The following is a 23494-nucleotide window of genomic DNA, read 5'->3' on the forward strand; positions in this document are numbered from 1 at the left end:
TTTGATGTGTTCAGAACTTTCACAAAAACGTGAAAGCGGAGTAGCGTCAAGGACATGAGCACTGCGATCGAGGTCAGCGACCTCACCAAGACCTTCGGCGCGACGAACGCCCTCGACGGCCTCGACCTGCAGGTCGCCACCGGCGAGGTGCACGGCTTCCTCGGCCCCAACGGCGCCGGCAAGTCCACGACCATCCGCGTCCTGCTCGGCCTGCTACGCCACGACTCCGGCACCGTGAGACTCCTCGGCGGCGACCCGTGGAGCGAGGCCGCGTCCCTGCACCGACGCCTCGCGTACGTCCCCGGCGACGTCAACCTGTGGCCCAACCTCTCCGGCCGCGAGGTCATCGACGTGCTCGGCCGGCTGCGCGGTGGCCTCGACGAGCAGCGCCGGGCCGACCTGCTGGAGCGGTTCGAGCTCGACCCGCGCAAGAAGGGCCGCACCTACTCCAAGGGCAACCGGCAGAAGGTCGCCCTCGTCGCTGCCCTCGCCTCCGACGTCGAGCTGCTGCTGCTCGACGAGCCCACCAGCGGCCTGGATCCTTTGATGGAGAACGTGTTTCGCGAGTGCGTGCAGGAGGAGAAGGACCGCGGGCGCACCGTGCTGCTGTCGAGCCACATCCTGTCCGAGGTCGAGCACCTGTGCGATCGCGTGTCGATCATCAAGGCCGGGCGCACGGTCGAGTCCGGCTCGCTCGACTCGATGCGCCACCTCACCTCGACCCAGGTCCGCGCCACCGTCACCGGTCAGGTGCCGGACGGGCTGGACCGGCTCCCCGGCGTACGCGACCTGGTCGTCGACGGGCCGCACCTCACCGCCCATGTCGACGGCGAGCACGTCGGCGGGTTCCTGGAGCGGCTGACCCCGGCGGGGCTGACCTCGCTGACCAGTACGCCGCCGAGCCTCGAAGAGCTGTTCCTGTCGCACTACACGACCCGCGAGGACGTGTCCGCATGAGCACGCTCTCCCTCGTGAAAGACGAGCCACGCCCACGTGATTCGACCAGCGGTGGGGCGGCGTTCGGCGTACGCCATCTGATGCGCCTCCAGCTGCGCCGCGACCGCTGGTGGTGGTCGATCTGGGCGCTCGTCCTGGTGATGTTCCCGCTGGCGACCGTGGGCGCGTACGACAGCCTCTACCCGACCGCCGCCGACCGTGCGGGCGCGACCGCCGACGTCGCCGGCAACCCGTCCCTGCTCGCGATCTACGGACCGGCGTACGACCTGTCGACTCCGGGCGGGTTCACCTCCTGGCGCGTGCTCGGCTTCACCGCCACGGTGGCCGCGATCGTCGGCATGCTCGCCGTCGTCCGCCACACCCGCGCCGAGGAGGAGTCCGGCCGCCTCGAGCTGCTGCGCTCAGGCGTCCTCGGCCGGCACGCATCGCTGGTCGCCGCGCTGCTCACCGCCCTCGCCTGGGGCGCGCTCGCGGGCGTCCTCACCGCACTCGGCATGCTCGGTCAGGGCGAGCCGGCCACGGGTTCGGTGCTGACCGGTGCCGCGACGACGCTGACGGTCATGGTGTTCGCCGGCGTCGGGGCGGTCGCGGCCCAGCTGACCGAGAGCAGCCGCGCGGCTCGTGGCATCGGCGGTGCGGTCGTCGGCGCGGCGTACCTCGTGCGTGCCATCGGTGACAGCTCGCCCTCCGTGTCGTAGCTGTCGTGGCTGTCGCCGATCGGCTGGGCCCAGCAGCTGCGCCCGTACGCCGGTGACCGGGTCTGGGTGGTCGCGCTCCCGGTGGCGGCGACGCTCCTGCTCGCCGGTGTGGCGCTCGCGCTGGAGAACCGCCGCGACCTGACGGCGTCGATGTTCCCTGCTCGGCTCGGGCCGGCCCGCGGTCGGATGGCCTCGATGGGCGCGCTCGCCGCACGGCTGCAGCGCGGCTCGCTGATGGGCTGGGCGGTCGGGATGGCGGTGTGGGGGTTCGCGATCGGCGCGATCGCCGACGGCATCCTCGACCTGCTCAAGGACAACGCCAACGGCCAGGACATCCTGCAGAAGATGGGCGGCGGCGGGGCCCTGATCGACACCTACTTCGGGGCGATCACGCCGATCGCGGCTGTCATCGCGGTCATCCATGGCGTGACCGCGATCAACCGAGTTGCGTTGGAGGAGAACGAGTTCCGCGGCGAGCTCGTCCTCGCGACCGCCACACCGCGCGGGCGCTACTTCGGGCAGCACCTGCTCTGGGCGCTCGGTGGCGCGGTCGTGATCATGCTCGTCGCAGGCGTCACGATCGGGCTCGGCTACCTCGTCACCACCGGCGACGGCGATCGCTTCCTCCCGCTCGTCGGCGCCTCGCTCGCCCAGGTGCCGGCGATGTGGGTGGTGATCGGCGTCGGCGTACTCGGCGTGGGGCTGAGTACGCGCCTGACGGTCGCCGGGTGGGCCGCGGTCGGTGTCTGCCTGTTCATGGTGTGGATCGCACCGCTGCTCGACGTGCCGGACGCGGTCATGGACGTGTCGCCGTTCCGGCACCTGCCGCTGCTGCCGGGCGCCGACATGTCGTGGACGCCGCTCGTGGTGCTGACCGCGGTCGCCGCCGCACTCGTGGGAGCCGGGTGGGCGGCGTACTACCGTCGCGACATCGCCTGACCGCTCCTCCTTCCGGCCACTATCGGCGCGCGAGGTCGGGCGTGGGTGGTGCGACCGGGGAGGTGGCCGGCTCGGGAGAGATGGGCGGTCGGCGTACCCGACGAGCCGTGGTGCTCGCCAGGAGTACGCCGGCGATCACCACCGCGCCGCCGGCGAGCTCGCCGACGCTCACCGACTCACCCAGCACCAGCCACGCGGTCGACATGCCGACGACGGGGACGAGCATCGAGAACGGCGCGACCACGCCGGCCGGGTGACGCGCCATCAGCCACGTCCACACGCCCGATCCCACGATCGTGCCGATCACGACGGTGTACGCGAGACCGACCAGCGCCCAGACGGCCGTGCTCGAACCCCAGCCGGTGAACGAGTCCGCGATCTCGTCCGGCCCTTCGACTGCGACCGACAGCGCGAGCATCGGCAGCGGCGGCACGACCGACATCCACAGGGTCAGGTGCAGTGGGTTCTGCGGCTTGGCCTGCCGACTGCAGACGTTGCCGATCGCCCATCCGAACGCACCCGCCAGCGTCAGCAGAAACGGTGTGATGTCGGCGACCTGGGCCCGGCTGCCGCCGACGAGAGTCAGCCCCGCGACGGCGATCAGGATGCCGAGCACCTGCCGCCCACTCACGCGCTCGCGCAGGAACGTCGCGCCCAGCACGACCGTGAACGGCGCGGACGCCTGCAGCACCAGTGACGCCAGCCCGGTCGGCATCCCGCTGGCCATGCCCCAGTAGAGGAACAGGAACTGCAGCGTCCCGAACCCGAGGCCGTAGCCGATCAGCCAGCGCAGCGGCACGTCCGGCCGCGGGACCAGCAGGATCGTCGGCACGGCGATCAGCGCGAACCGCAGGGCCACCAGGAAGTACGGAGGGAACTGCTCCAATGACGCGTGGATGGCGAGGAAGTTGACTCCCCAGATCGCGGCGACGGCGATCGCGAGCAGGCGGTGGCGGGTGGGCATGCGTCCAGCGTCCGGCGCCAGACTCTGCAGGACAAGCGAAAAGATCTGCACACACCATTTAGGGTTACTTCATGGACGCGCGACACCTCGAGCTGCTGCGCGAGCTCGACGACCGCGGCAGCGTGACGGCCGTCGCCACGGCCACCCGTCGTACGCCGTCTGCGGTCTCCCAGCAGCTGCGCACCGCCCAGCGTGAGCTCGGCGTACCTCTCGTCGAGCCGGCAGGGCGTGGGTTGCGGCTCACGGAGGCCGGCCGCGTGCTCGCGCGAGCCGGCCGTGACGTGGCCACCGCGCTCGAGCGAGCGCAGTCGGAGTGGGACGAGTTCCGTGGTGTGGCAACGGGTTCGGTGGCGGTGGCTGCGCTGCCGAGTGCCGCGACCTTCCTGCTGCCCGGAGTTCTCGACGAGCTCGCCGACCTGCCGATCACGGTGCGCTGCAACGACATCGACATCGCCGAGGTCGAGTTCGGGGCGCAGGTGATCGACCACGACATCGTGATCGCGCACAGCATGACGAGCCGTGCCCCGGCCGGGACTGCGGGCCTGGTGACCAAGCGTCTGGTGCGCGAACCGCTCGACATCGCGATGGCCGCCGACCACCCGCTTGCACGCCAATCACACGTGACCGCAACGGATCTCGTCGATCAGGAGTGGATCGGCGTCCTCGTCGGCTACCCGTTCGACGCCGTGCTGCAGGCGATCGTCCGCAAGACCCGAGCCGACCTGCGCATCAGCCAACGTCTGCGCGACAACCGCCTCATCGAGGCACTCGTCGCGTCGAGCCATCGCGTGGCTGTGCTGCCGAGATTCACCACGCCCCAGACGGATTCGCTGGTGCTGCGTCCGCTCGCTGACATCCCGACCGGGCGCCACGTGTTCGCGGTGCTGCGACCCGACCGCGCCGAGCGTCTCGCGGTACGCCGGGTGCTCGCCGCCTTCGTCACCGTCGCCTCCCGCATCGACGAGTAGCCGCCCCTCCGCTGGTCGACCGGCGGGTTCGGCCCTCGGCTGCGATGCGGGTTGAGGAGGGGTTCGGTGAGGAGTGTGCCCTGGTTCGTGTGGTGAACCACTGGCACGGCTGGCTCACCTGGAACCAGTGCACACTGCGCGACGAGACCCCCTCCTGACCCAGGAAGTTCCGGCTGGTTGAGCCGACCCGGCGGTCCTCCCGCTGGTTGAGCCGACCCGAGGCGCTAGCCGAGGGGCGTGTCGAAACCTGGTGAGTCGCAGGGAGACTCGTCCGTCCGCGGTCGCGATGGTTTCGACACGGGCTCGCCCTCCACCCCACGAAGTCCTCCGCTCGTTCCTCGCTCCGATACTTCGCAGGGACCCCGGATGGGGCTCGCCCGGCTCAACCAGCGGAGAGGCCGCCCCGCTCAACCAGTTGCCGGGAGACGACGAAGGCCCGCCTCCCTCGCGGGAGACGGGCCTGTCGGCGTACGGGGAAGGACGGTCAGCCGGCGGAGTGGCGACCCCGGGTGGCGCCACCCGGACCCGCGAGCTCAGCCTGGGCGGCCCGCTCGGTGTCGCCGACGAGGTCAGCGGTGCTGGCCTGGGTCGGGTTGACCGGGGTGGGGTCCTGGTTGGGCGTGGCCTGCTGCCAGGGGTCGGCCTTCTTCTTCTGCTGGCCCTGGTAGTAGAGCGCGCCCGCGCCGGCGAGCGTGAGCACACCGAGCGCGATCAGGAGCTTGCCCTTCTTCTTGCGCTTGACGACCTGCGGCGCGACCTTGGCGACCGCGTCCTGAGCCGGCTCGGGCAGCTTGGCGACCGCAGCGGTCGACGCGGCGCCGGCAGCGGCGATCGCGTGCTGGATGCGCGGCAGCCACTCGTCCGAGAACAGCGCGTGCGCCTGCTCGCGGGTGAGACCGGCGTCCTGCGCCTTCTCGACCGCAGGGGCTGCGGCAGCGGCGACCTTGTCGCGGGCCGGAGCGGTGGCCTTCGCGGCCTTGGCAGCCTTCTTCTTGGCCGGAGCGGCGAACGCGGCAACCTTGTCGGCGGCGTCGCTGTCCTTGGCCTTGGCGGCGGCCTTCTCAGCCTTGGCCGCCACCTTGTCGGCCTTCGCGGACGCCTGGTCGACGGCCGGCTGGGCCGCCTCCTTGGCGCGCTCGGCGGCCGGGGCTGCGGTCTCCTTGGCCTTGTCCAGGGCCGACTTCGCGGCCGGCGCGGCTCGGTCGACGGCGTCCTCGACGAGAGGGGCCACCTTCTCCTTGACGGAGTCGAGCACGTCGACGGCGGCCGAGGTGAGGTCGTCGGCCTTGTCGCGCACCTGATCTGAACGGGACTTGCGGAACGGCATGAGTCCTCCTCGCCTGTCGTGGGTTCCTGCCCATACTGCCTGGTCGGGGTCGAGCCCGGCCAGGCGGCGTCCGCAACCGCGCGTCAGCCGGCCTGTGACGAGGTGATCCGGGCGATCGCATCGCTGCGGCTCACAGCAGCGTGTGAGCCGAGCTCGGCCCGGGCCTCGGGGTGGTCCAGGTAGAACCGAGCGATCGCGAGCGCCAGGTAGGGGTCCATGCCGACGGTCGCTGCGTCCAGCGACGGGTCTGACGTTCCGGAGAGCAGTGACGCAACGTCCGGCGGAGCGTCTGCGGCAGCGCCGGGTCGTCGTACGACGGTGAGCCAGTTGTCGACCTGGTCGTCCGCGGTGTTGTAGACGCCGCGCCCGACCGAGCGCCTCCAATGATCACGGAATCCCGTCACGTCGCTCCACGGCACGCTCATCCGCTCCTGGCGGAGCAGCACGACCTCGTCCGGAGTCAGCAGCAGACCCTGGTCCGGTGCGCGACGAGACCTGATCCCACCCAGGCAGGCGGCGGACGCGAGCAGACCGATCAGCAGCAGGACGATGCCGCCGAAGATCGCGCCGTACTCACCGTCCACGACCACCATCGCCACTGACACCGCGGCGAGCGAGAGCATGAGCCCCGCAAAGATGCCGTACGCGATGACCCGCCGCAGGCTCGGGGGTCGGGTCGGGATCAGCAGACCGTGCTGGTGCTGCCGGGCGGACATCGGCGCTGGGCGACCACCGAACGGCAGCACCATGAGAATGACGCCGAGGAGTGCGATCGGCACGCCGAACCACCGGTTCTGCAGTGCCTCCTTGTACGAGAACACGCCGAGCAGCAGGAAGCAGAGCCCGGCGAAGAAGCAGATCACCTTGGGCAGGTGACGGCGCTTGAGGCGAAGGTGCCAGCCCTCGCCGTGCGTGTTGTGAGCGACAGGAGTGGTCATGACGGTCCTCGGTCGTGGTGATCGGCAGGCAGCCTCCCACGACGCGACGGACCACGGCGCGAGGTCAGTGCGCGCGGCGACGGCGAACATATGTCACCGTCAAGCCCGCGAGGAGCGGCCCCCAGGCGATGAGCGGCAGGTACGACGCGAACGCCACGACGTACCGCCAGCCGAACTCGTAGAACGGGCTCTCGGGCGACTCGGGCTGACCGTTGATCGTCTCGCCGAACAGCGTCGTGACGATCGTCCAGCCCCACAGCACGGTCAGCGCGATCGCCCCCAGCGCCGCCATGCCCGCCGCGCGCGAGATCGGCACCCGCCGCCCCCGCAGGACCGGCACCCACCGCGGCCACACCTCACCCCACCGGGCGATCAGCCCGTACGCCGCGAACGCGAAGACCTCCGTGGCGAGCGACAGGACGATCACGTACAGCTCCATCGGGAACCACCACGGCAGGTCGCCCGACATCTCCTGGCGACTGGCGCCGGTGTCGTTCATCAGCGGCACGTGGAAGGTCACCGCCACGATCCGCCACACGCAGCTCGGCAGCACCGCCAGCTGGATGAGGTACGCCGACCGCACGGCCCACGCGGGTACGCCGGGGACGGGTGCGTGCACCGACCGCCACAGCGAGCGGAGCCGCCCCGACGCGGGACGGGGCAGGAAGGACAGCGTGGTCGTCATGCCGGCGCGAGTGCCCGTCGTACACCTCGGCGACATCGCCCGACGGTAGGACTCCGCTCACCCGTAGGAGGGGTGCCCGCGCGTGAAACACTGGCCGCATGAATGCGACGCTGCACACCAATCACGGGGACATCAACCTGACCCTGTTCCCGAACGAAGCGCCCAAGACCGTGGACAACTTCGTCGGTCTCGCCACCGGTGAGAAGGAGTACAAGGACGACGCGGGCCGCACCAACCCGACCCCGTTCTACGACGGCCTGACGTTCCACCGCATCATCCCGGGATTCATGATCCAGGGCGGCTGCCCCAAGGGCATCGGCATCGGCGGTCCGGGCTACGAGTTCGACGACGAGATCCACCCCGACAAGAACTTCGCCTCGCCGTACATCCTGGCCATGGCCAACGCCGGCAAGCGTGGCGGCCGCGGCACCAACGGCTCGCAGTTCTTCATCACCACCGGCGCCACCCCGTGGCTGCAGGGCAAGCACACGATCTTCGGTGAGGTCGCCGACGCCGCCAGCCGTGAGGTCGTCGATAAGATCGGCGCCGTGCGTACGGGTGCTCAGGACAAGCCGGTCGAGCCGGTGGTCATCGAGCGCGTCACCGTCCAGGCCTGACCGAGAAGTCTCATGTCGTCTCCGACCGGCTCGTCCTCCGAACCGCCCGCTGCGACACCACCGGTGTGTCCTCGACACCCGGACCGCGAGTCGTACACCACCTGCCAGCGCTGCGGCCGCCCTGCGTGCGGTGAGTGCCAGCGTCCGGCAGCGGTGGGCTACCACTGCGTCGACTGCGTCAAGGAGCAGCAGCGCTCCGCACCGGTCGCGCGCAGCGTGTTCGGCGGACGGGCCGCGACGGGACGGCCGGTCGTCACGATCGCGATCATCGTCGCGTGCGTCCTGGTCTACCTCGGCCAGCTCGTCGACGACCGCGTCACCGAGGAGCTGGCCTTCGTGCCCGTCCTCGGTCAGGACGAGCCGTGGCGCTTCGTCACGGCGGCGTTCGTGCACTCGCCCACGCAGGTGATGCACATCCTGTTCAACATGTACGCCCTGTGGATCTGCGGCCAGTACCTCGAGCCGCTCCTCGGGCGCGCCCGGTTCGTGGCGCTCTACCTCGTGGCGGCGGTCGGCGGCTCGGTCGGGTACGAGCTGCTCGCCTCGGTCCCCCACGACGCCGACAGCTATCCCGGCGGGTGGTTCACCCCGACGGTCGGCGCCTCGGGCGCGGTCTTCGGGCTGTTCGCGGCCGTGGTGGTGCTCAACCGTCACCTCGGGCGTGAGGTCACGCCGATGCTGATGATGATCGCGATCAACGCCGCCATCCCGTTCTTCGTCGGCGGGATCGCCTGGCAGGCGCACCTGGGCGGCGCGATCACGGGCGCGGCGGTCGCGGCCGTCATCGCCGCGCTCGGGCGCCAGCGGCGCGAGTACCACTGGGGCGCGCTCGCCGGCGTCCTGGTCGTGCTCGTCGGCCTGGCGATCCTGCGCTACAACGCCGTCACCCTGTCTCCCCAGATGCTCGGCGGCTGAGCCGAGTTATCCACAGCTTTTCCCCGCCTGTGGGAGTTACACCCGTGTGGTTTATCCACTGCCTGTGGATAACCATGTGGACAACGTGGTGACGACCGGTGGACGAGCAGTGGACAACCGCGTACGACGAAGGCCCACCTCCCGCGCAGGAGGTGGGCCTTCGTCGTACGCCGCCGGTCAGCGCCAGCGGGTGGTCATCACGAACCCGGCCATGATCAGGCCGAAGCCGATGGCGAGGTTGCCGTAGCGGATGCCCGGGATCGGGGCGTCGCCGCTCGCGAGGTAGAAGGCGACGATCCAGATCAGACCGACGACCATCAGCCCGAGCATGACGACCTTGAACAGCGTCGAGCTCGGGCCACCCGGGACCTTCTCGGGGCGGTCACCCCGCCGGGTCCGGGGCTCCTTGCCCTTGGCGATGTCGTCGGCGGCCTTGTCGGAGGCGGCCTTGGCCGACGCCGAGGCCTTGCTCGCACCGGCCTTGCTCGCGCCGACCGTGTTGGCGGCCTTGGCCTTGCCGGCGGGCGTGCTCGACGAGGTCGTGGACGCGGCGTCGTCAGCGCCCGTCCCGGTGCCGGCCTTGTCGTGGTCCTCGGACGTGCTCACGCCCTGACTCCTTCGGTGTGGGAACGATGTGACTGCCAGACCAGATCCGCAGACGCACACGGGTGCGCACGGGGTCGGCGGTTAGGCTAGAGCGTAGTTCACACGGCCTTCCTGCGAAGCCGTGCTGCAGCGGTGGTCACACCCGGTGCAGCGCCGACGCCGCGACGGCCCGACCCCGAGCACCACGAATCGGAGCCCTGACTGCCATGGCGACCACGCCTCCCGCCCGGCGCAGCCGCTGGGCGTACGTCGTGCCGCTCGCCGCCGCTGCGGCCGGCCTCCTGTTCGGCATCAGCGCGTCGGTGTCCAAGGGCACCGACCTGCGGCCGGGGCAGGTCTCGCTCGCCGGTGTCGTCGAGGAGGCCAACCGCAAGGTCCTCGGGCAGCAGCACGACGCGCAGGGCCTGCGTACCGAGATCGAGCAGCTGTCCGAGCGCAACGCACCGGGCAGCAGCGAGCTGCGGGCCGCCGCCAGCCGTGCCGACGCGATCGCACCGCAGGCCGGCCTGACGCCGGTCAAGGGCAAGGGCGTCAAGGTCACGCTCGACGACTCGCGCCGCACGGTCAAGGACCTGCCCGAGGAGGGCAACGTCGACTGGTTGGTCGTGCACCAGCAGGACGTCCAGGCCGTCGTCAACGCGCTGTGGCACTCCGGCGCCACGTCGATGATGCTGATGGACCAGCGGGTCATCTCGACCAGCGCCGTGCGCTGCGTCGGCAACACCCTGCTCCTGCAGGGCCGCGTCTACTCCCCGCCGTTCACGATCACGGCGATCGGCGACCCCGCGACCCTCGTCAAGGGCCTCGACAACGACCTCGACGTCAAGGACTACCGGGCGCGGGCCGACCTCGCCGGTGTCACCTACGACGCCAAGACCGTCGACGCCGACTTCCCCGCGTACTCCGGTTCGCTCAACCTGCGTCACGCCCAACCTGCGAAGTGAGCCCGTCCATGCGCATCCTCGTCGTCGACAACTACGACAGCTTCGTCTTCACCATCGTCGGCTACCTCCAGCAGCTCGGTGCTGAGTGCACCGTCGTCCGCAACGACGCCGTGACCGCGGCGGAGGGGGCGGCGTACGACGGCGTCCTCATCTCTCCCGGGCCTGGCACACCCGAGGAGGCCGGGGTGTCGATGGCGATGATCGAGGCGTGCGCCGAGCGCTCGCAGCCGATGCTCGGGGTGTGCCTCGGCCACCAGGCGCTCGGTGTCGTGCTCGGCGGTGTCGTCGACCGAGCGCCCGAGCTGCTGCACGGCAAGACCTCGCAGGTCCATCACGACGGCGCGGGCGTGCTCGAGGGGCTGCCGTCACCGTTCACCGCCACCCGCTACCACTCGCTGACGATCGAGCCGGCGTCGCTGCCGGACGAGCTCGAGGTGACGGGTCGCACCGACACCGGCGTGATCATGGCCGTGCAGCACCGCACGCTGCCTCTGCACGGGGTGCAGTTCCACCCCGAGAGCGTGCTCACCCAGGGCGGCCACCGGATGCTCGCCACCTGGTTGCAGATCTGCGGCGACGAGGGCGCGGTCGAGCGCTCGCGCGGGCTGGCCCCGCTCGTTCATCACCACGCCGGGTGACGGGCGCAGTATTTATTACTGAGGGGTCGTTCTTTCGAAAGAACCCCCTCTCAGTTTTTTTACCTAGGTAAAGACTCTGTATAGCCTCGTCCTCGGCCGAGAGCGCTGGGACAACGGGGACCCGCCTCTCAGAACTGTCATCACTCGGGGACTGAGGACAGACAACGCTGTGAGCCAGACGCTGGAGAGCAGGGCCTCCCGCCGCACCTACACGCCACGTCGGTGGCCGCTACGCCTGATGGCGGCGGTCTTCGTCGGGGTGCTCGTCGTGCTGCTCGCGTGGGCGTACCAGCGCCAGCAGGCCCCCACCTACGAGTCGCTGCCCGAACCACGGCTGGCAGCACCGGAGGTCGTCCCCGTCGTGGCAGGCCCGACGCCGCGCGCCTCTGAGCAGGCCGCCGCCTCGATCCCGCCGTCGCCGGCCACCCAGATCTACATCCCCGACGACGACCCCGAGCGCACGATCAGTACGCCGGTGAAGCGGCTCGACGGCTGCCGTCGCGTGATCGACCCACCGCACAGCGGACCTGACTTCGGGGGCGTGTTCGGCTGCTCCGACTTCACCCAGCCCGGCACCTCCGCCGGCGCGCTCACCGTCATCGCGGGCCACTCGTCCCAGGACATCGACACGGCGTTCAACCGGCTCTACGTCCAGGGCGACCAGCTCGTCGGGCACGAGGTGTACGTCCGCACCCAGGCGAGCGGTGACCGCTGGCTGGTCTACCGGATCAACGCGGTGCACGCGCCCTCCAAGGAGGCGCTGCCCTACATGGCGCAGGTGTGGGGCAAGCCCGGCGCCTCGACGGCCGGTCGGCTGCTGCTCGTCACCTGCCGCCAGCAGCCTCACGTCACACCCGCGGTGCAGAACTACATCGCGGTCGGCCAGCTGATCGGAGTGCGCTGACGCACCTCGCCTCGGGCGAGCCCGTCACGCGGAGACCACCATGCTCACGATCCTGATCCCTGCCCACAACGAGGGCACCCGACGGCGTACTGAGGCCGTCGGACGGCACGCGGCCGGTGCGGAGCACGCACCCATCGCCGAGACCCTCGCCAGCCTGCACGAGCGGACCGTGCAGCCCGACCGCGTCGTCGTCATCGCGGACAACTGCACCGACGACACCGCCCAGCTCGCACGCGCCGCCGGCGCCGAGGTGTTCGAGACGGTCGACAACCGGCACAAGAAGGCCGGCGGCCTCAACCAGTGGCTCGACCTGCACCTGCAGCACCTGCGCGACCTCGACACCGTCATGGTCATGGACGCCGACTCGGCCCTCGACGCGGCCTTCCTCGAGAACGCGCTCCGCTACGTCGACAAGGGCTATCACGCCGTCGGTGGTGTCTTCCTCGGTAAGGAGGGCGGCGGGCTCGTCGGGATGTTCCAGCGCAACGAGTACGCCCGCTACGCCCGCGACGTCGCACGCAAGGGCGGCCGCACCCTCGTGCTCACCGGCACGGCGACGGTCTTCACGGCCCAGTGCCTCAAGGACGTCGTCCGCGGGCGGTCCACCGGCCGGATCCCGGACACCGGCCGTGTCTCGCACGTCTACGACACCAAGGCGCTCACCGAGGACAACGAGCTGACGTTCGCGCTGCTGCACCTCGGCTACCGGATCATCGCCCCGCCCGAGTGTGCGTTGCGTACCGAGGTCATGGAGACCTGGGAGGACCTGCGCAAGCAGCGGTTCCGCTGGAAGCGCGGCGCCATCGAGAACAACCACCACTACGGGCTGACGCGCTACACCGCGGAGTACCAGTTCCTGCAGTGGTGGAGCGGCCTCGGCATCGTCGTCACCGCGCTCTACCTCGCCACGATCGTGCTGGCGGTCGCGACCGGCTCCGTCAACATCGCGGCGTTCTGGCTCGCGATCACGGTCGTCTACATCCTCGAACGCGTCATCACCGTCAGCGCCCGCGGCCCGAAGCAGATGCTGCTCGCGGGCGTCCTCGTCATCGAGATGCCGTACGACATCACCCTGCAGTACGTGCAGGCCCGCGCCTTCTTCGCCGCCCTCCTGCGGACGAAGAGCACCTGGTAAACCCACCACACCAAGGAGATCCGATGTACCACAACCCTCTCGGTCCCCCTGCCGCCACCGGCCTCGGCGCGGGCGCGGGCCTGTTCGCCTTCACGCCCATGGGCCTGGTCTGGGTCCTGCTCGCGGCCTTCGCGATCGCCGGCTCGGTCGGTGCGCTCATGCGCATCATGCCGGCCTCGGTCGTCGAGGCCCCGCGTGCGGCGCTGCGGCGTCCCGCGCACGCCCGCCGCTGATCGCGGGCGGCGCCGGCACACGGCGTACGACGAAGGGCGGTGGTCACCTCGCGTAGGTGACCACCGCCCTTCATGTGTGCCGAGGCCCGATCAGGGGATCGGGAACGGCGGCGGCGTGCTGGCGCTCGGCGTCGGCTTGGGCGCCTCCGACGTCGAGGACGGCGCGGAGGTGGACGACGGCTGGTCGCTCGTCGGCTGGGTCGACGGCGTGGGCGAGGTGCCGTTGCCGTTGCCCGGGTTGCCGCCGTTGCCGTTGCCATTCCCGTTGCCGTTGCCGTTGCCGTTGCCCGGGTTGCCGCCGGGCTGCGGCGTCGACTGCGTCGGGGCCGGGCTGACCTTGAGCGTCCGCCCGACGAACAGCTTGACGGTCGAGCCGACCGGGACGAGCTCGTCCTCCTTGGGCGACAGGTCGAGCACCTTGCCGAGGTTGCCCTCCCAGTTGACCTCGCGCTGGACCTCTTCGGACTTCAGCCCGAGCTTGGACAGCGTCACCGCAGCCTGTCCGGCGTCCATGCCGTCCAGGCCCTGAGGCACCTTGATCATGCCGGTCGAGATGCGCAGCGTGATCCTCTGGCTCTTCTGCACCGACGTGCCCTGAGCGGGCGTCGTGCTCGCGACCTGGCCCTTGAGGTACTGGGTGTCGTCCTGCTCTTCGCCGATGCTGATCTGGTCGTCGGTGAACCCGGCGTCACGCAGTGCCTGGCGGGCCTCGGACTCGGTCTTGCCGCGCACGTCGGGCATCTGGACGGCGGCCGGGCCCGTCGACACCTGGATCGTGACGGTCGAGCCGTCTGCGGCCGTCGTGCCGCCCAGGGGGATCTGACCGAAGACGGTGCCCGCCGGCGCGGCGTTGGCTCCCGGCTGGGACCGCACCTGGAAGCCGACGTCGGACAGCGCCTTCTTGGCGGCTTCTTCTGGCATCTGCGCCACGCTGGGCACCGTCTTGGTACCGGCTGCTGGATCGTCGCTGCCGCTGTTGAACGCGTAGCCGATCCCGAAGATCGCGAGCAGTGCGACCAGGCCGGCCACGACCCACAGGCCCATACGCCGGGGGCGCTCGGCGTGCTGGGCGATGTCGGCCGTCTGGTCGGGGCGCGCCGGCACAGGCGGCGGCATGGCCTCGGGGCGGCGACGCTGCGACTCGGTCGGGTCGACGCTCAGAGCCGCGACGGTCGCCGCAGCACCCTCGCTGATCGGCGACCCCGTGCGGGCAGCCTGCAGGTCGGAGCGGAAGTCGGCCGCCGACTGGTAGCGGTGGTCGCGGTCCTTGACCAGCGAGTGCAGCGTGACGGCGTCGAGGTTGTCCGGGACGGACGGTTCGTACGCCGACGGCGCCGCGGGCTGGTCCTGGATGTGCTGGTAGACGAGGCTGACCGGCTCGCCGACGAACGGCGTACGGCCCGCGAGCAGCTCGAAGAGCACACACCCGGTGGAGTAGAGGTCGGAGCGCTCGTCGACCTTCTCGCCCTGCGCCTGCTCGGGTGAGAGGTAGCGCGCCGTGCCGACCACGGCCTGTGCCGAGGTCATCGTCGCGCCGACGTCGGCGAGGGCGCGGGCGATGCCGAAGTCCATCACCTTGACGCTGCCGCCGCGGGTGACCATGACGTTGGCGGGCTTGATGTCGCGGTGGACGATGCCCTTGTCGTGGGAGTACTCCAGCGCCGACAGGATGCCCATCGTGATGCGGGCCGCCTCGTCGGGAGCCAGGCGACCTTCCTCGTTGAGGATCTCGCGCAGCGTCTTGCCGTCGACGTACTCCATGACGATGTAGGGGATGTCGAGGCGCGCACCACCGGTCTCGGTGAAGCCGTCCTCGCCGGAGTCGTAGACCGCGACGATGGCGTGGTGGTTGAGGCCGGCCGCGGACTGTGCCTCGCGGCGGAACCGCGTCAGGAACGTCTGGTCGCGGGCCAGGTCGGCCCGCAGCATCTTGATCGCGACCTGCCGACCGAGGCGGGTGTCGTGGCCGAGGTGCACCTCGGCCATCCCGCCTCGACCGATGAGCTCGCCGACCTCATAGCGGCCGCCGAGCACCCGGGGACTGTCACTCACTGGTTCTCCTTCATGTCAGTCCGCTCAGTCGACCGGGGTGAACGGCGTCTTGAACGGGCCGGTCTGCAGCGGAGTTCCACCAGGACCGGTCAGGGGCGACGTCGGGTCGTTGCCCGGGTCGCCGCCTCCGAGGTTGAGCAGCAGGATGATGAGGCCGATCAGCAGCACCGCACCGATGCCGGCGCCGATGAGCACGCCCTTGTTGCGCATCAGACCGGTCGGACCGGAGTGGTCGCCCTCGATCTCACGGCGACGCTGCTCGTCGACGGACTCGGGCTTGGTCTTCAGGCGTGACCGCGTGACCTGCTCGGTGTTGGGGTGGGACGCGCCCTGGCCGGTGAACGGCCGGGCGCCCGTCGGGTTGGGCCCCGACGGCGGTCCGACCTGACGGTTGCCACCGGAGGAGCGGCCGGTCTGCGGGTTGGGGCCCGACGGCGGACCCACGTGCTGCGGGCCGGACGGCGGTCCGACCTGACGGTTGCCACCCGAGGACCGACCGGTCTGCGGGTTGGGACCCGACGGCGGACCCGTGCGGTGCGGACCCGAGGGCGGGCCGAGACGCTGCGGACCCGACGAGGCGCCGGTCTGCTGGGGGCCGGACGTGTGCGTACCGGGACCACCCGGACCCTGCGGACCGCGCGGCGGCGGACCCTGGCGCAGCATGCCCATGCGGTCGGCGTCACGCAGCGCCTGGCGCAGCGCACGCCCGAACTCGGCCGCGCTCTGCGGACGACGCGACGGGTCCTTCTCCAGCGACGCCGCGACGACCGCGCGGATCGTCGGCGGGACGAACGGCGGCAGCGGCGGCGGCGGCTCGTTGACGTGGGCCAGGGCGAGCGCGACCGCGGTCTCGGCCTCGAACGGCCGGCGGCCGGCGAGCATCTCGTACGCGACCACACCGAGCGCGTAGACGTCGGACAGGTTGGTCGAGGGCCGGCCGATGGCCGCCTCGGGCGCGAGGTACTGGGCGGTGCCCATGACCTCACCGGTCTTGGTCATGGCGGCCGCCCCGACGGCGCGGGCGATGCCGAAGTCGGTGAGCTTGGCGGTGCCCTCGGGGTCGATCAGGATGTTGGCCGGCTTGACGTCGCGGTGGATCAGGCCGTTCTTGTGGGCGGCCTGCAGGGCGGCGGCGGCCTGGCTCAGCAGCTCGACGGTGTCGATCGGCGACATCGGCGCGTTCTGCTCGATGATCTTCGACAGCGGGCGTCCCGGCACGAACTCCATGACGAGGTAGGCGGTGCCGTCGTCCTCGCCGTAGTCGTAGACCTGGGCGATGTTGCCGTGCGTCAGCGCCGCCGAGTGGCGGGCCTCGTTGCGGAACCGCTCGGTGAAGCCGGTCTCGTCGGTGAGGCCCGACTTGAGCACCTTGAGGGCGACGGTGCGGCCGAGGATCTCGTCGCGGGCCTTCCAGACCTCGCCCATGCCTCCGGCGGCGATCCGGTCGGTGAGCTTGTAGCGCCCACCCATGGTGGTGTCCTTCGCGGGCTGGCTCACTTGGAGACCACCGCCTCCATGACCTTCTTGGCGATGGGTGCTGCCACGATGCCTCCGCTTGCCTCGTCTGCCATGGTTCCCCCGTCCTCGACGACGACGGCCACGGCGACGCGGGGGTTGTCAGCGGGCGCGAACCCGGTGAACCATACGTCGGCGGCCTTGCCCTTCGCCGTCTGTGCTGTACCGGTCTTGCCGGCGACCTTCATCCCCGGGATCTTGGCCTTGCGGCCCGAGCCGCCGTCGACAACACCCTGCATCATCTCGGTGAGCTTGCTGGCCGTGTCGCCGGAGATCGGCTTGCCGAGCTCCTTGGGGTCGGTCGAGTCGATGACGTCGAGGTCGCTGTCGCGCACGTTCTTGACGAGGTACGGCGTCATCTCCTTCCCACCGTTGGCGATCGTCGCGCTGACCATCGCGACCTGCATCGGCGTCGCCCGGACGTCGAACTGCCCGATCGCGGACTGCGCGAGCTGGGGCTGGTTGAGCGAGGTGGGGAAGGTGCTGGGCGTCACGCGCATCGGGACGCGGATCGACTGCCCGAACCCGAACTTGCCGGCCTGCTCGCGCAGCGCGTCCTGGCCCAGCTGCATGCCGAGCGAGCCGAACGCGGTGTTGCAGCTGATCTTCAGCGCGTGAGCCAGGTTGTCCTTGCCGCCGGGGCCGCACTCCTTGCCGGTGACGTTGGGCAGGTTGACGGTGGTCTGCGGCAGGTCGAGCTCGGCCGGGGCGTCGAGCTCGGACTCGGGGGTGTACTTGCCCGACTCGAGCGCGGCGGCCGCGGTGATCAGCTTGAACGTCGAGCCCGGCGGGTAGAGGTCGCCGCCGATCGCCCGGTTGACCATCGGGTTGCGCTCGTCGGAGGTGAGCTTGGTCCAGGCCTTGGAGACCGAGGGCAGGTCGTGGCTGGCGAGCAGGTTGGGGTCGTACGACGGCTTGCTCACCATCGCGAGGATCGCGCCGGTCTTGGGGTCGAGCGCCACGACGGCACCGCGCTGGTCGCCGAGGGCGTCGTACGCGGCCTTCTGCACGGCCGGGTCGATCGTGGTCTCGACCGACGCACCGGCCGGCGGACGACCGGTGACGACGTCGACGAGTCGCCGGTAGAACAGGCTGTCCGAGCTGCCGCTCAGCTCGTCGTCGTTGGTGCGCTCGATGCCGCCGTTCTTGCCGTAGGTGAAGGAGTAGTAGCCGGTGACCGGGGCGTACATCTTGGCCTTGGGATATTTGCGCTGCCACTTGTACTGGTCGTCGGTCTCGCTGGAGACCGCGACGGCGTCACCGCCGACCAGGATCGAGCCGCGTTCCTTGCTGTACGACGCGAGCAGGGTCCGGCGGTTGTTGGGCCGCTCCTGCAGGTCCTTGGCCTGGACGAACTGGATGAACGTGCTCGACATGAGCAGGGCGCAGAACATCGCCGCGACCACGATGCCGATGCGTCGGATCGGGGTGTTCATCGGGTCTTCACCACCTGGGTCTCGTCCTGGCCGACCGAGCTGCTGCGTTCGTCGACGACGGGGCGTCTGGCCTGATCACTGATGCGCAGCAGCAGGGCCACGATCACCCAGTTGGCGAGCAGTGACGAACCACCCATCGACAGGAACGGCGTGGTCAGACCCGTGAGCGGGATGACGCGGGTGACGCCGCCGACGACGACGAACACCTGCAGGGCCAGCGAGAACGCCAGGCCGGTGGCGAGCAGCTTGCCGAACCCGTCGCGGGCGCCGATGCCCGTACGCAGGCCGCGCTCGACCATGAGGGCGTACAGGACGAGGATCGCCATCACGCCGATCAGACCGATCTCCTCACCGAAGCTGGTGATGATGAAGTCGGAGTTGGCGTAGTAGGTCTCGTCGGGGTGGCCCTGGCCCAGGCCGGTGCCGAACAGCCCGCCGGCGGCCATGCCCATGAGGCCCTTGGCGACCTGGTCGCTCTGGCCGGGCGCGAACGGATCGAGCCACAGGGTGACGCGCTCCTGCAGGTGGGCGAAGAGCTTCCAGGCCACGACGGCGCCGACGACGAACAGCGTGAGGCCGATGGCGATCCAGGCGCGGCGCTCGGTGGCGACGTAGAGCATCGCGACGAACAGGCCGAAGAACAGCAGCGAGGAGCCGAGGTCCTTCTGGAACACCAGGACGCCGAGCGAGGCGAGCCAGGCGATCATGATCGGGCCGAGGTCGCGTGCTCGGGGCAGCGGGAATCCCAGGACGCGCTTGCCGACCAGCGACAGCGCGTCGCGGGTCTGCACGAGGTAGGAGGCGAAGCAGATCGTCAGCAGGATCTTGGCGATCTCACCGGGCTGCAGGCTGAACGGGCCGAACCCGATCCAGATGCGTGAGCCGTTGATGTTCTTGCCGATCACCGGGACGAGCGGCAGCAGCAGGAGGAACAGACCGGCGAGGCCGAGGGTGAAGGTGTAGCGCGACAGCCGCCGGTGGTCCTTGATCGCGACGAGCAGCGCCATGGCGACGACGCAGGCGAGGCCGCTCCACATGAGCTGCTTGAGGGCCGAGCCCTCGCCGATCGACTTGCCGTCGGCGAGGTCGAGGCGATGGATCATCACCAGGCCGAGGCCGTTGAGCAGGGTCGCGATGGGCAGGAGGAGCGGGTCGGCGTACGCCGCGCGCCACCGCAGCACCAGGTGGAAGACGAGCGCGAGCACACCGACGCCGATGCCGAGCGTGCCGAGGTCGGCGGGGACGGTGTCGTCGACGGCCATGCCGACGTTGGCGTAGGCCAGCAGCACGATGCCGATGGCGAACGCCAGGAGGACCAGCTCGGTGTTGCGGCGGGTCTTGGTGGCATGGGTGGTGACGGTGCTCACGGGGTGCAGGCGCTCCCGTCCGCGGCGCCGATCTGGCACTTCACCATCTCGACGCGCAGGTCCTCGACGATGCCGATCGCCTGGTTGCGGTCGCTCGCGCTGATCGTGCCGTCGACACGGTCGCGGTAGAACGACGGCAGGTCGGAGACGGCGATGTCGGTCTTGCTGTCGACGGAGTGCAGCGAGATCGGGCCGAGGTCCTGCGGCACACCCTGGTAGATCGTGACGAGGCCGCCCTGCTCACCGACGTAGAACTGCTGCTGGCTCCAGCGGTAGCCGACGAACGCGGCCACCAGCAGGGCGAGTGCGATGACGCCGCCGAGGGCGCCCCACCGCAACCAGGCGGCCCGCGGCTTGCGCGGGCCCTCCTCGGCGAGCTGCGGGCCGGCCGGACCGCTGCCGTGCGGCGGCTGCTGGTCGTACGCCGGTGTGTTGGCCTCGCGGCTGAGCGCGGCGGCCTTCTCGGCGGGGGTCTGAGGCGCGGCGGCCGGCTCGACCGCGTGGTCGCCGGCCGTGTGGCGGGCGGCGGCGGCACCGACGACCTGCGGCTGGTTGTGGACCGGCTCGGCCTGGTCGACGACGTCGGCGACGACCACGGTGACGTTGTCACGGGTGCTCGCACGCAGCGCGATCGCGATCAGCCGGTCGGCGGTCTCGGCGGGGGTGCCGCCGTGACGCATGATGTCCTCGATCGTGGCGCCCGCGACGTAGTCGGACAGGCCGTCGGAGCACAGGAGGTAGCGGTCGCCGATCTGTGCCTCGCGCAGCGACAGGTCGGGGATGTCGTCGTCGCGCCCCGTGAGCACGCGGGTGACGAGCGAGCGCTGCGGGTGGTGCTCGGCCTCCTCCGGGGTGATGCGGCCCTCGTCGAGCAGGGCCTGCACGAAGGAGTGGTCCTTGGTGATCTGGCTGAACGTGCCGCCACGCATCATGAACGCGCGCGAGTCACCGATGTTGGCCAGCGCCAGCTTGGTGCCGCTGCGCAGCATGGCGATGAGCGTGGTGCCCATGCCCTCCAGGTCTTCGGAGGCGTCCATCTCGTCGCGCAGCCGGTCGTTGGCGCGGCGCACGGCCTCGCCCAGCTGGAGCAGTGCGTCGTCCGCACCGAGGTTTTCGCCGTCGAGGTCGACGAGCTCGCCGACGACGGTGGAGCTGGCGACGTCACCGGCGGCGTGCCCGCCCATGCCGTCGGCGAGGATCAGCAGGTCAGGACCGGCGTACCCGGAGTCCTCGTTGCGGCTCTTGGACCCCAGTCCGAGGTCGGTGCGGGCCGCGTAGTGCAGCGCGATCGGCATGCGTCGTCTACTTCCTCAGCTCAAGCACGGTCTGCCCGATGCGCAGGCGAGAACCCACGTCGAGCTTGAAACCTTGGGCGACGCGCTGGTTGCCGGCGAACGTGCCGTTGGTGGAGCCGAGGTCGTCGACGTACCAGCCGTCGTCGCGACGATAGATGCGCGCGTGCCGTCCTGAGGCGAAGTCGTCCGACAGAACCAGTGCGCACTCCGGATTGCGTCCGATCAGGACGCCGGCGTCGGTCAGCGGCAGGGTCGTGCCGCGCAGCGAGCCCTCGGTGACGGCCAGGTGTGTCGGGCCCTTGCGGATGGCGCGCGGCTGGCGGCGCTCCTCCTGCCGGGTCGGTGCAGCACCGCCGCCGCGACGCGCGACGACGCGGGTGCCGTAGAGATCACCGCGGAGGACGCCGACGATGCTGAACACGAAGGCCCAGAGCAGCGCCAGCAGTCCGAGTCGAACCGCAGTGACGGTGAGCTCGCTCACCGGCGTCCCCCTATGTGAATGGTCATGGCCGTACGGCCGACGGTGATGCGGTCGCCGTCGAGGAGACGGGCGCTGCTGATCGGGTCGCCGTTGACGAAGGTGCCGTTGGTCGAGCCCAGGTCCTTGAGGGTGACGACGAGGTGCGGGCCGTCGTGCGTCACGCGGATCTCGCTGTGGTGCCGGGAGATCCCGGGGTCGTCGAGGATGACGTCGGCGTCGTCGTCGCGTCCGATGATCGTCATCGCCGACATGATCGGGTAGCGCTCGCCGTCGATGTCCAGCCACGGCCGGTCCTGCGGTCGCTTGCGCGGCGGAGGCGGCGGAGCGGGCTGCTCGTAGTGCGGCTGGTCGTACTGCGGCAACCGGTTGTCGTGGGTCGGCTGCGGGACGTCGTACGAGGGCTGCTGGGTGTCGTACTGCGGCGCCTGCTCGGTGGAGTAGCTCGATGCGGCCGCGGCGCGGTCGTCGTACGGTGCGCGGTCGTCGTACGGCTGCTGGTCGTACTGCTGCGGGCGCTCGGCGCCCGGCAGCGGGAGGGCGGTGCCGGACTCCAGCGGCGAGCGCAGGTCGGGGTCGCGGGCGGGGTCGTCGAGGCCGTCGTCGTCCTGGAGCCCCTCGACGTTCTTGGCCGTGGACGGGCGGATGCGGAACACGCCCGTCTCGAGGCTCTCGCTGCGTCGGAAGGTGACCGCGACCGGCCCGCCCGGGGTGTAGCGCTGGGTCTCGGCGTGCTCGAGCGCCGAGGCGACGAGCTCGTCGGACAGCTCGTCGCGATAGGCGGTGAGCCGGCCGAAGTCGGTGTCGCTGAGCTCGACGGAGAACACGTTGGGCACGATCGGGCGCTGGTTCTTGCCGATGCTGGACGCGCGGTCGTCCATGGCACGGCGCATCGCGCTCGCGATCTCGACCGGCTGCACCTCGGCGCGGAACGCCTTGGCGAAGGCGCCGTTGACGGTCTGCTCCAGCTTGCGCTCGAGCTTGTCGAACAGTCCCATCAGGTCCCTCCTTCGCGGATCCGTGCGCGGGCAGGCTGGCGCGGCGGCCGGCCTGCTGGTCAGTCACTGGATGGTACTTGCCGCTCCTGGCCCTGAGCCGTGAGGCGCATCGACCCATCCTGTCCGCGGTCTCCGATGACGGTGGGACGCCTGAGGTTCCGCGTGTTCGTCGCCCGCTGGTCGGACGATCTGAGAACCGCCCGCTCGGCGCACATCTCAGGCCGCGATCGCGTCGTTGTACGGTCTCGGTTTGGTGTTCGAGCGCCTGACAGTGCAGACTAGGGCGGCACTCGCGCGAGTGGCGGAACGGCAGACGCGCTGGCTTCAGGTGCCAGTGTCCGAAAGGGCGTGGGGGTTCAAATCCCCCCTCGCGCACGCGATGTACGACGAAAGGCCCCGGCCGATGACCGGGGCCTTTCGCGTGGTGCGGAGAGTCCGGCCGCTCGTACGTTGGGTCCATGGGTGTCACGCGCATCGTTCCTGATCTGCCGGTCGCTGACGTGGCTCGCGCCGGCGAGACCTATCGACGGCTCTTCGACCTCGAGGTGGGCATGGACCTCGGCTGGGTGGCCAACCTCGGCCCGGCCGACGCGCCCGCGGTGCAGCTGCAGGTGATGGCGACGGACGCCTCGGCGCACTCCAGGCCGACCCTCAGCATCGGCATGGCGACGGCCGCCGAGGTGGACGAGGTCCACGACCGGGCGGTTGCGGCCGGGCTCGAGATCGTGCACCCGCTCACGGACGAGCCGTGGGGTGTCCACCGGTTCTTCTTCCGCGACCATGACGGCAACGTCGTCAAGGTCGTCGCCCACCGCTGAGGCGGCGTCGCTCGTACGAGGCGGCTGCGAGCGGTCGCGTCGACCTCGCTCGTACGAGTGATGCCCG

Annotated in this window: 24 protein-coding genes and 1 tRNA gene; 13 read left to right on the plus strand and 12 right to left on the minus strand. The window is 70.4% G+C overall.

From position 1 onward, the window contains the following. Nucleotides 1-54: 54 nt before the first annotated feature. From VV01_RS19345 to VV01_RS22945, 3 genes are all read left to right on the plus strand, one after another. A complete protein-coding gene (locus tag VV01_RS19345; protein WP_050671324.1) occupies nt 55-957 on the plus strand; it encodes an ABC transporter ATP-binding protein in 903 nt (300 codons plus the stop codon). Beyond that, nucleotides 954-1655 (plus strand): hypothetical protein, encoded by a 702-nt coding sequence (locus VV01_RS22940; RefSeq protein ID WP_050671325.1) that lies wholly within the window; start codon nt 954-956, stop codon nt 1653-1655. The genes VV01_RS19345 and VV01_RS22940 overlap by 4 nt, the downstream gene beginning before the upstream one ends. 81 nt (nt 1656-1736) lie before the next feature. Continuing rightward, nucleotides 1737-2594, plus strand: a complete 858-nt coding sequence (locus VV01_RS22945) for a hypothetical protein (protein WP_157508956.1) — start codon at nt 1737-1739, stop codon at nt 2592-2594. 19 nt (nt 2595-2613) lie between these two features. Here the strand turns inward: VV01_RS22945 and VV01_RS19360 are convergent, their stop codons facing one another. After that, the gene (locus VV01_RS19360) at nt 2614-3558 is read right to left on the minus strand and encodes an EamA family transporter (protein WP_050671327.1); all 945 of its coding nucleotides are present in this window, start codon (nt 3556-3558) and stop codon (nt 2614-2616) included. Nucleotides 3559-3629: 71 nt separating this feature from the next. On the opposite strand from VV01_RS19360, the gene VV01_RS19365 reads away from it, so the two are divergent. Then, nucleotides 3630-4526: a LysR family transcriptional regulator gene (locus tag VV01_RS19365; RefSeq protein ID WP_050671328.1), complete on the plus strand. Its 897-nt coding sequence runs from the start codon at nt 3630-3632 to the stop codon at nt 4524-4526. Between the two features lie 484 nt (nt 4527-5010). Here VV01_RS19365 and VV01_RS19370 read toward each other — a convergent pair whose 3' ends face one another. From VV01_RS19370 to VV01_RS19380, 3 genes are all read right to left on the minus strand, one after another. Continuing rightward, on the minus strand, nt 5011-5853 hold the full coding sequence (locus tag VV01_RS19370) for a hypothetical protein (RefSeq protein ID WP_050671329.1): 843 nt from the start codon (nt 5851-5853) through the stop codon (nt 5011-5013). Nucleotides 5854-5936: 83 nt separating this feature from the next. Further along, nucleotides 5937-6791: a hypothetical protein gene (locus VV01_RS19375; RefSeq protein WP_157508957.1), complete on the minus strand. Its 855-nt coding sequence runs from the start codon at nt 6789-6791 to the stop codon at nt 5937-5939. Between the two features lie 64 nt (nt 6792-6855). Next, a complete protein-coding gene (locus VV01_RS19380) occupies nt 6856-7476 on the minus strand; it encodes a hypothetical protein (RefSeq protein WP_050671331.1) in 621 nt (206 codons plus the stop codon). Nucleotides 7477-7574: 98 nt separating this feature from the next. On the opposite strand from VV01_RS19380, the gene VV01_RS19385 reads away from it, so the two are divergent. Both VV01_RS19385 and VV01_RS19390 read left to right on the plus strand, forming a co-directional pair. After that, nucleotides 7575-8093 (plus strand): peptidylprolyl isomerase, encoded by a 519-nt coding sequence (locus tag VV01_RS19385; RefSeq protein WP_050671332.1) that lies wholly within the window; start codon nt 7575-7577, stop codon nt 8091-8093. Nucleotides 8094-8105: 12 nt separating this feature from the next. Further along, complete coding sequence (locus VV01_RS19390; RefSeq protein WP_050671333.1) at nt 8106-9008, plus strand: rhomboid family intramembrane serine protease; 903 nt, start codon at nt 8106-8108, stop codon at nt 9006-9008. 177 nt (nt 9009-9185) lie between these two features. Here VV01_RS19390 and VV01_RS23525 read toward each other — a convergent pair whose 3' ends face one another. Next, on the minus strand, nt 9186-9614 hold the full coding sequence (locus VV01_RS23525; RefSeq protein ID WP_157508959.1) for a cell division protein CrgA: 429 nt from the start codon (nt 9612-9614) through the stop codon (nt 9186-9188). Between the two features lie 206 nt (nt 9615-9820). On the opposite strand from VV01_RS23525, the gene VV01_RS19400 reads away from it, so the two are divergent. The 5 genes from VV01_RS19400 to VV01_RS19420 all read left to right on the plus strand — a co-directional run bounded on the left by VV01_RS19400 (nt 9821) and on the right by VV01_RS19420 (nt 13468). Beyond that, nucleotides 9821-10558 carry a DUF881 domain-containing protein gene (locus VV01_RS19400; protein WP_050671334.1) on the plus strand — a complete coding sequence of 246 codons (738 nt, stop codon included), beginning with the start codon at nt 9821-9823 and terminating at the stop codon, nt 10556-10558. An 8-nt stretch (nt 10559-10566) separates the two neighbouring features. Further along, entirely contained in the window at nt 10567-11196 is a 630-nt protein-coding gene (locus VV01_RS19405; RefSeq protein WP_050671335.1) for an aminodeoxychorismate/anthranilate synthase component II, read from the plus strand. A gap of 169 nt (nt 11197-11365) precedes the next feature. Continuing rightward, nucleotides 11366-12100, plus strand: a complete 735-nt coding sequence (locus VV01_RS19410) for a sortase domain-containing protein (protein ID WP_157508960.1) — start codon at nt 11366-11368, stop codon at nt 12098-12100. Nucleotides 12101-12140: 40 nt separating this feature from the next. Beyond that, nucleotides 12141-13235 (plus strand): glycosyltransferase, encoded by a 1095-nt coding sequence (locus VV01_RS19415; protein ID WP_071606457.1) that lies wholly within the window; start codon nt 12141-12143, stop codon nt 13233-13235. Nucleotides 13236-13258: 23 nt separating this feature from the next. Next, nucleotides 13259-13468, plus strand: coding sequence for a hypothetical protein (locus VV01_RS19420; RefSeq protein WP_050671337.1), 210 nt, complete (start codon nt 13259-13261; stop codon nt 13466-13468). Nucleotides 13469-13558: 90 nt separating this feature from the next. Here VV01_RS19420 and pknB read toward each other — a convergent pair whose 3' ends face one another. The 7 genes from pknB to VV01_RS19455 are packed head-to-tail and all read right to left on the minus strand — an operon-like array spanning nt 13559 to nt 22609. Beyond that, complete coding sequence (pknB, locus tag VV01_RS19425; RefSeq protein ID WP_231635284.1) at nt 13559-15520, minus strand: Stk1 family PASTA domain-containing Ser/Thr kinase; 1962 nt, start codon at nt 15518-15520, stop codon at nt 13559-13561. Nucleotides 15521-15544: 24 nt separating this feature from the next. Next, the gene (locus tag VV01_RS19430; protein ID WP_157508962.1) at nt 15545-17017 is read right to left on the minus strand and encodes a protein kinase domain-containing protein; all 1473 of its coding nucleotides are present in this window, start codon (nt 17015-17017) and stop codon (nt 15545-15547) included. Next, nucleotides 17014-18471: a peptidoglycan D,D-transpeptidase FtsI family protein gene (locus tag VV01_RS19435; RefSeq protein WP_050671340.1), complete on the minus strand. Its 1458-nt coding sequence runs from the start codon at nt 18469-18471 to the stop codon at nt 17014-17016. Before VV01_RS19435 ends, VV01_RS19430 begins: the two co-directional genes overlap by 4 nt. Beyond that, nucleotides 18468-19838 carry an FtsW/RodA/SpoVE family cell cycle protein gene (locus VV01_RS19440; protein ID WP_050672039.1) on the minus strand — a complete coding sequence of 457 codons (1371 nt, stop codon included), beginning with the start codon at nt 19836-19838 and terminating at the stop codon, nt 18468-18470. Before VV01_RS19440 ends, VV01_RS19435 begins: the two co-directional genes overlap by 4 nt. After that, entirely contained in the window at nt 19835-21133 is a 1299-nt protein-coding gene (locus VV01_RS19445) for a PP2C family protein-serine/threonine phosphatase (RefSeq protein ID WP_050671341.1), read from the minus strand. Before VV01_RS19445 ends, VV01_RS19440 begins: the two co-directional genes overlap by 4 nt. Nucleotides 21134-21140: 7 nt before the next feature. After that, on the minus strand, nt 21141-21614 hold the full coding sequence (locus tag VV01_RS19450; RefSeq protein WP_050671342.1) for an FHA domain-containing protein FhaB/FipA: 474 nt from the start codon (nt 21612-21614) through the stop codon (nt 21141-21143). After that, entirely contained in the window at nt 21611-22609 is a 999-nt protein-coding gene (locus VV01_RS19455; RefSeq protein WP_050671343.1) for an FhaA domain-containing protein, read from the minus strand. Before VV01_RS19455 ends, VV01_RS19450 begins: the two co-directional genes overlap by 4 nt. Before the next feature lie 292 nt (nt 22610-22901). On the opposite strand from VV01_RS19455, the gene VV01_RS19460 reads away from it, so the two are divergent. Both VV01_RS19460 and VV01_RS19465 read left to right on the plus strand, forming a co-directional pair. Beyond that, a tRNA-Leu gene (locus VV01_RS19460) sits at nt 22902-22984 on the plus strand. 83 nt (nt 22985-23067) lie between these two features. After that, a complete protein-coding gene (locus VV01_RS19465; protein ID WP_050671344.1) occupies nt 23068-23427 on the plus strand; it encodes a VOC family protein in 360 nt (119 codons plus the stop codon). The last annotated feature ends 67 nt before the right edge of the window (nt 23428-23494 follow it).

It is taken from the genome of Luteipulveratus halotolerans (assembly GCF_001247745.1).
In the GTDB taxonomy this organism is placed as follows: domain Bacteria; phylum Actinomycetota; class Actinomycetes; order Actinomycetales; family Dermatophilaceae; genus Luteipulveratus; species Luteipulveratus halotolerans.

What these genes read in the sequence shown, in the direction of transcription:
- VV01_RS19345 (WP_050671324.1), top strand. Translation starts at nt 55, where the DNA reads ATGAGCACTGCGATCGAGGTCAGCGACCTCACCAAGACCTTCGGCGCG.
- VV01_RS22940 (WP_050671325.1), top strand. Translation starts at nt 954, where the DNA reads ATGAGCACGCTCTCCCTCGTGAAAGACGAGCCACGCCCACGTGATTCG.
- VV01_RS19360 (WP_050671327.1), bottom strand. Translation starts at nt 3,558, where the DNA reads ATGCCCACCCGCCACCGCCTGCTCGCGATCGCCGTCGCCGCGATCTGG.
- VV01_RS19365 (WP_050671328.1), top strand. Translation starts at nt 3,630, where the DNA reads ATGGACGCGCGACACCTCGAGCTGCTGCGCGAGCTCGACGACCGCGGC.
- VV01_RS19370 (WP_050671329.1), bottom strand. Translation starts at nt 5,853, where the DNA reads ATGCCGTTCCGCAAGTCCCGTTCAGATCAGGTGCGCGACAAGGCCGAC.
- VV01_RS19375 (WP_157508957.1), bottom strand. Translation starts at nt 6,791, where the DNA reads ATGACCACTCCTGTCGCTCACAACACGCACGGCGAGGGCTGGCACCTT.
- VV01_RS19380 (WP_050671331.1), bottom strand. Translation starts at nt 7,476, where the DNA reads ATGACGACCACGCTGTCCTTCCTGCCCCGTCCCGCGTCGGGGCGGCTC.
- VV01_RS19385 (WP_050671332.1), top strand. Translation starts at nt 7,575, where the DNA reads ATGAATGCGACGCTGCACACCAATCACGGGGACATCAACCTGACCCTG.
- VV01_RS19390 (WP_050671333.1), top strand. Translation starts at nt 8,106, where the DNA reads ATGTCGTCTCCGACCGGCTCGTCCTCCGAACCGCCCGCTGCGACACCA.
- VV01_RS19400 (WP_050671334.1), top strand. Translation starts at nt 9,821, where the DNA reads ATGGCGACCACGCCTCCCGCCCGGCGCAGCCGCTGGGCGTACGTCGTG.
- VV01_RS19405 (WP_050671335.1), top strand. Translation starts at nt 10,567, where the DNA reads ATGCGCATCCTCGTCGTCGACAACTACGACAGCTTCGTCTTCACCATC.
- VV01_RS19415 (WP_071606457.1), top strand. Translation starts at nt 12,141, where the DNA reads ATGCTCACGATCCTGATCCCTGCCCACAACGAGGGCACCCGACGGCGT.
- VV01_RS19420 (WP_050671337.1), top strand. Translation starts at nt 13,259, where the DNA reads ATGTACCACAACCCTCTCGGTCCCCCTGCCGCCACCGGCCTCGGCGCG.
- VV01_RS19435 (WP_050671340.1), bottom strand. Translation starts at nt 18,471, where the DNA reads ATGAACACCCCGATCCGACGCATCGGCATCGTGGTCGCGGCGATGTTC.
- VV01_RS19445 (WP_050671341.1), bottom strand. Translation starts at nt 21,133, where the DNA reads ATGCCGATCGCGCTGCACTACGCGGCCCGCACCGACCTCGGACTGGGG.
- VV01_RS19455 (WP_050671343.1), bottom strand. Translation starts at nt 22,609, where the DNA reads ATGGGACTGTTCGACAAGCTCGAGCGCAAGCTGGAGCAGACCGTCAAC.
- VV01_RS19465 (WP_050671344.1), top strand. Translation starts at nt 23,068, where the DNA reads ATGGGTGTCACGCGCATCGTTCCTGATCTGCCGGTCGCTGACGTGGCT.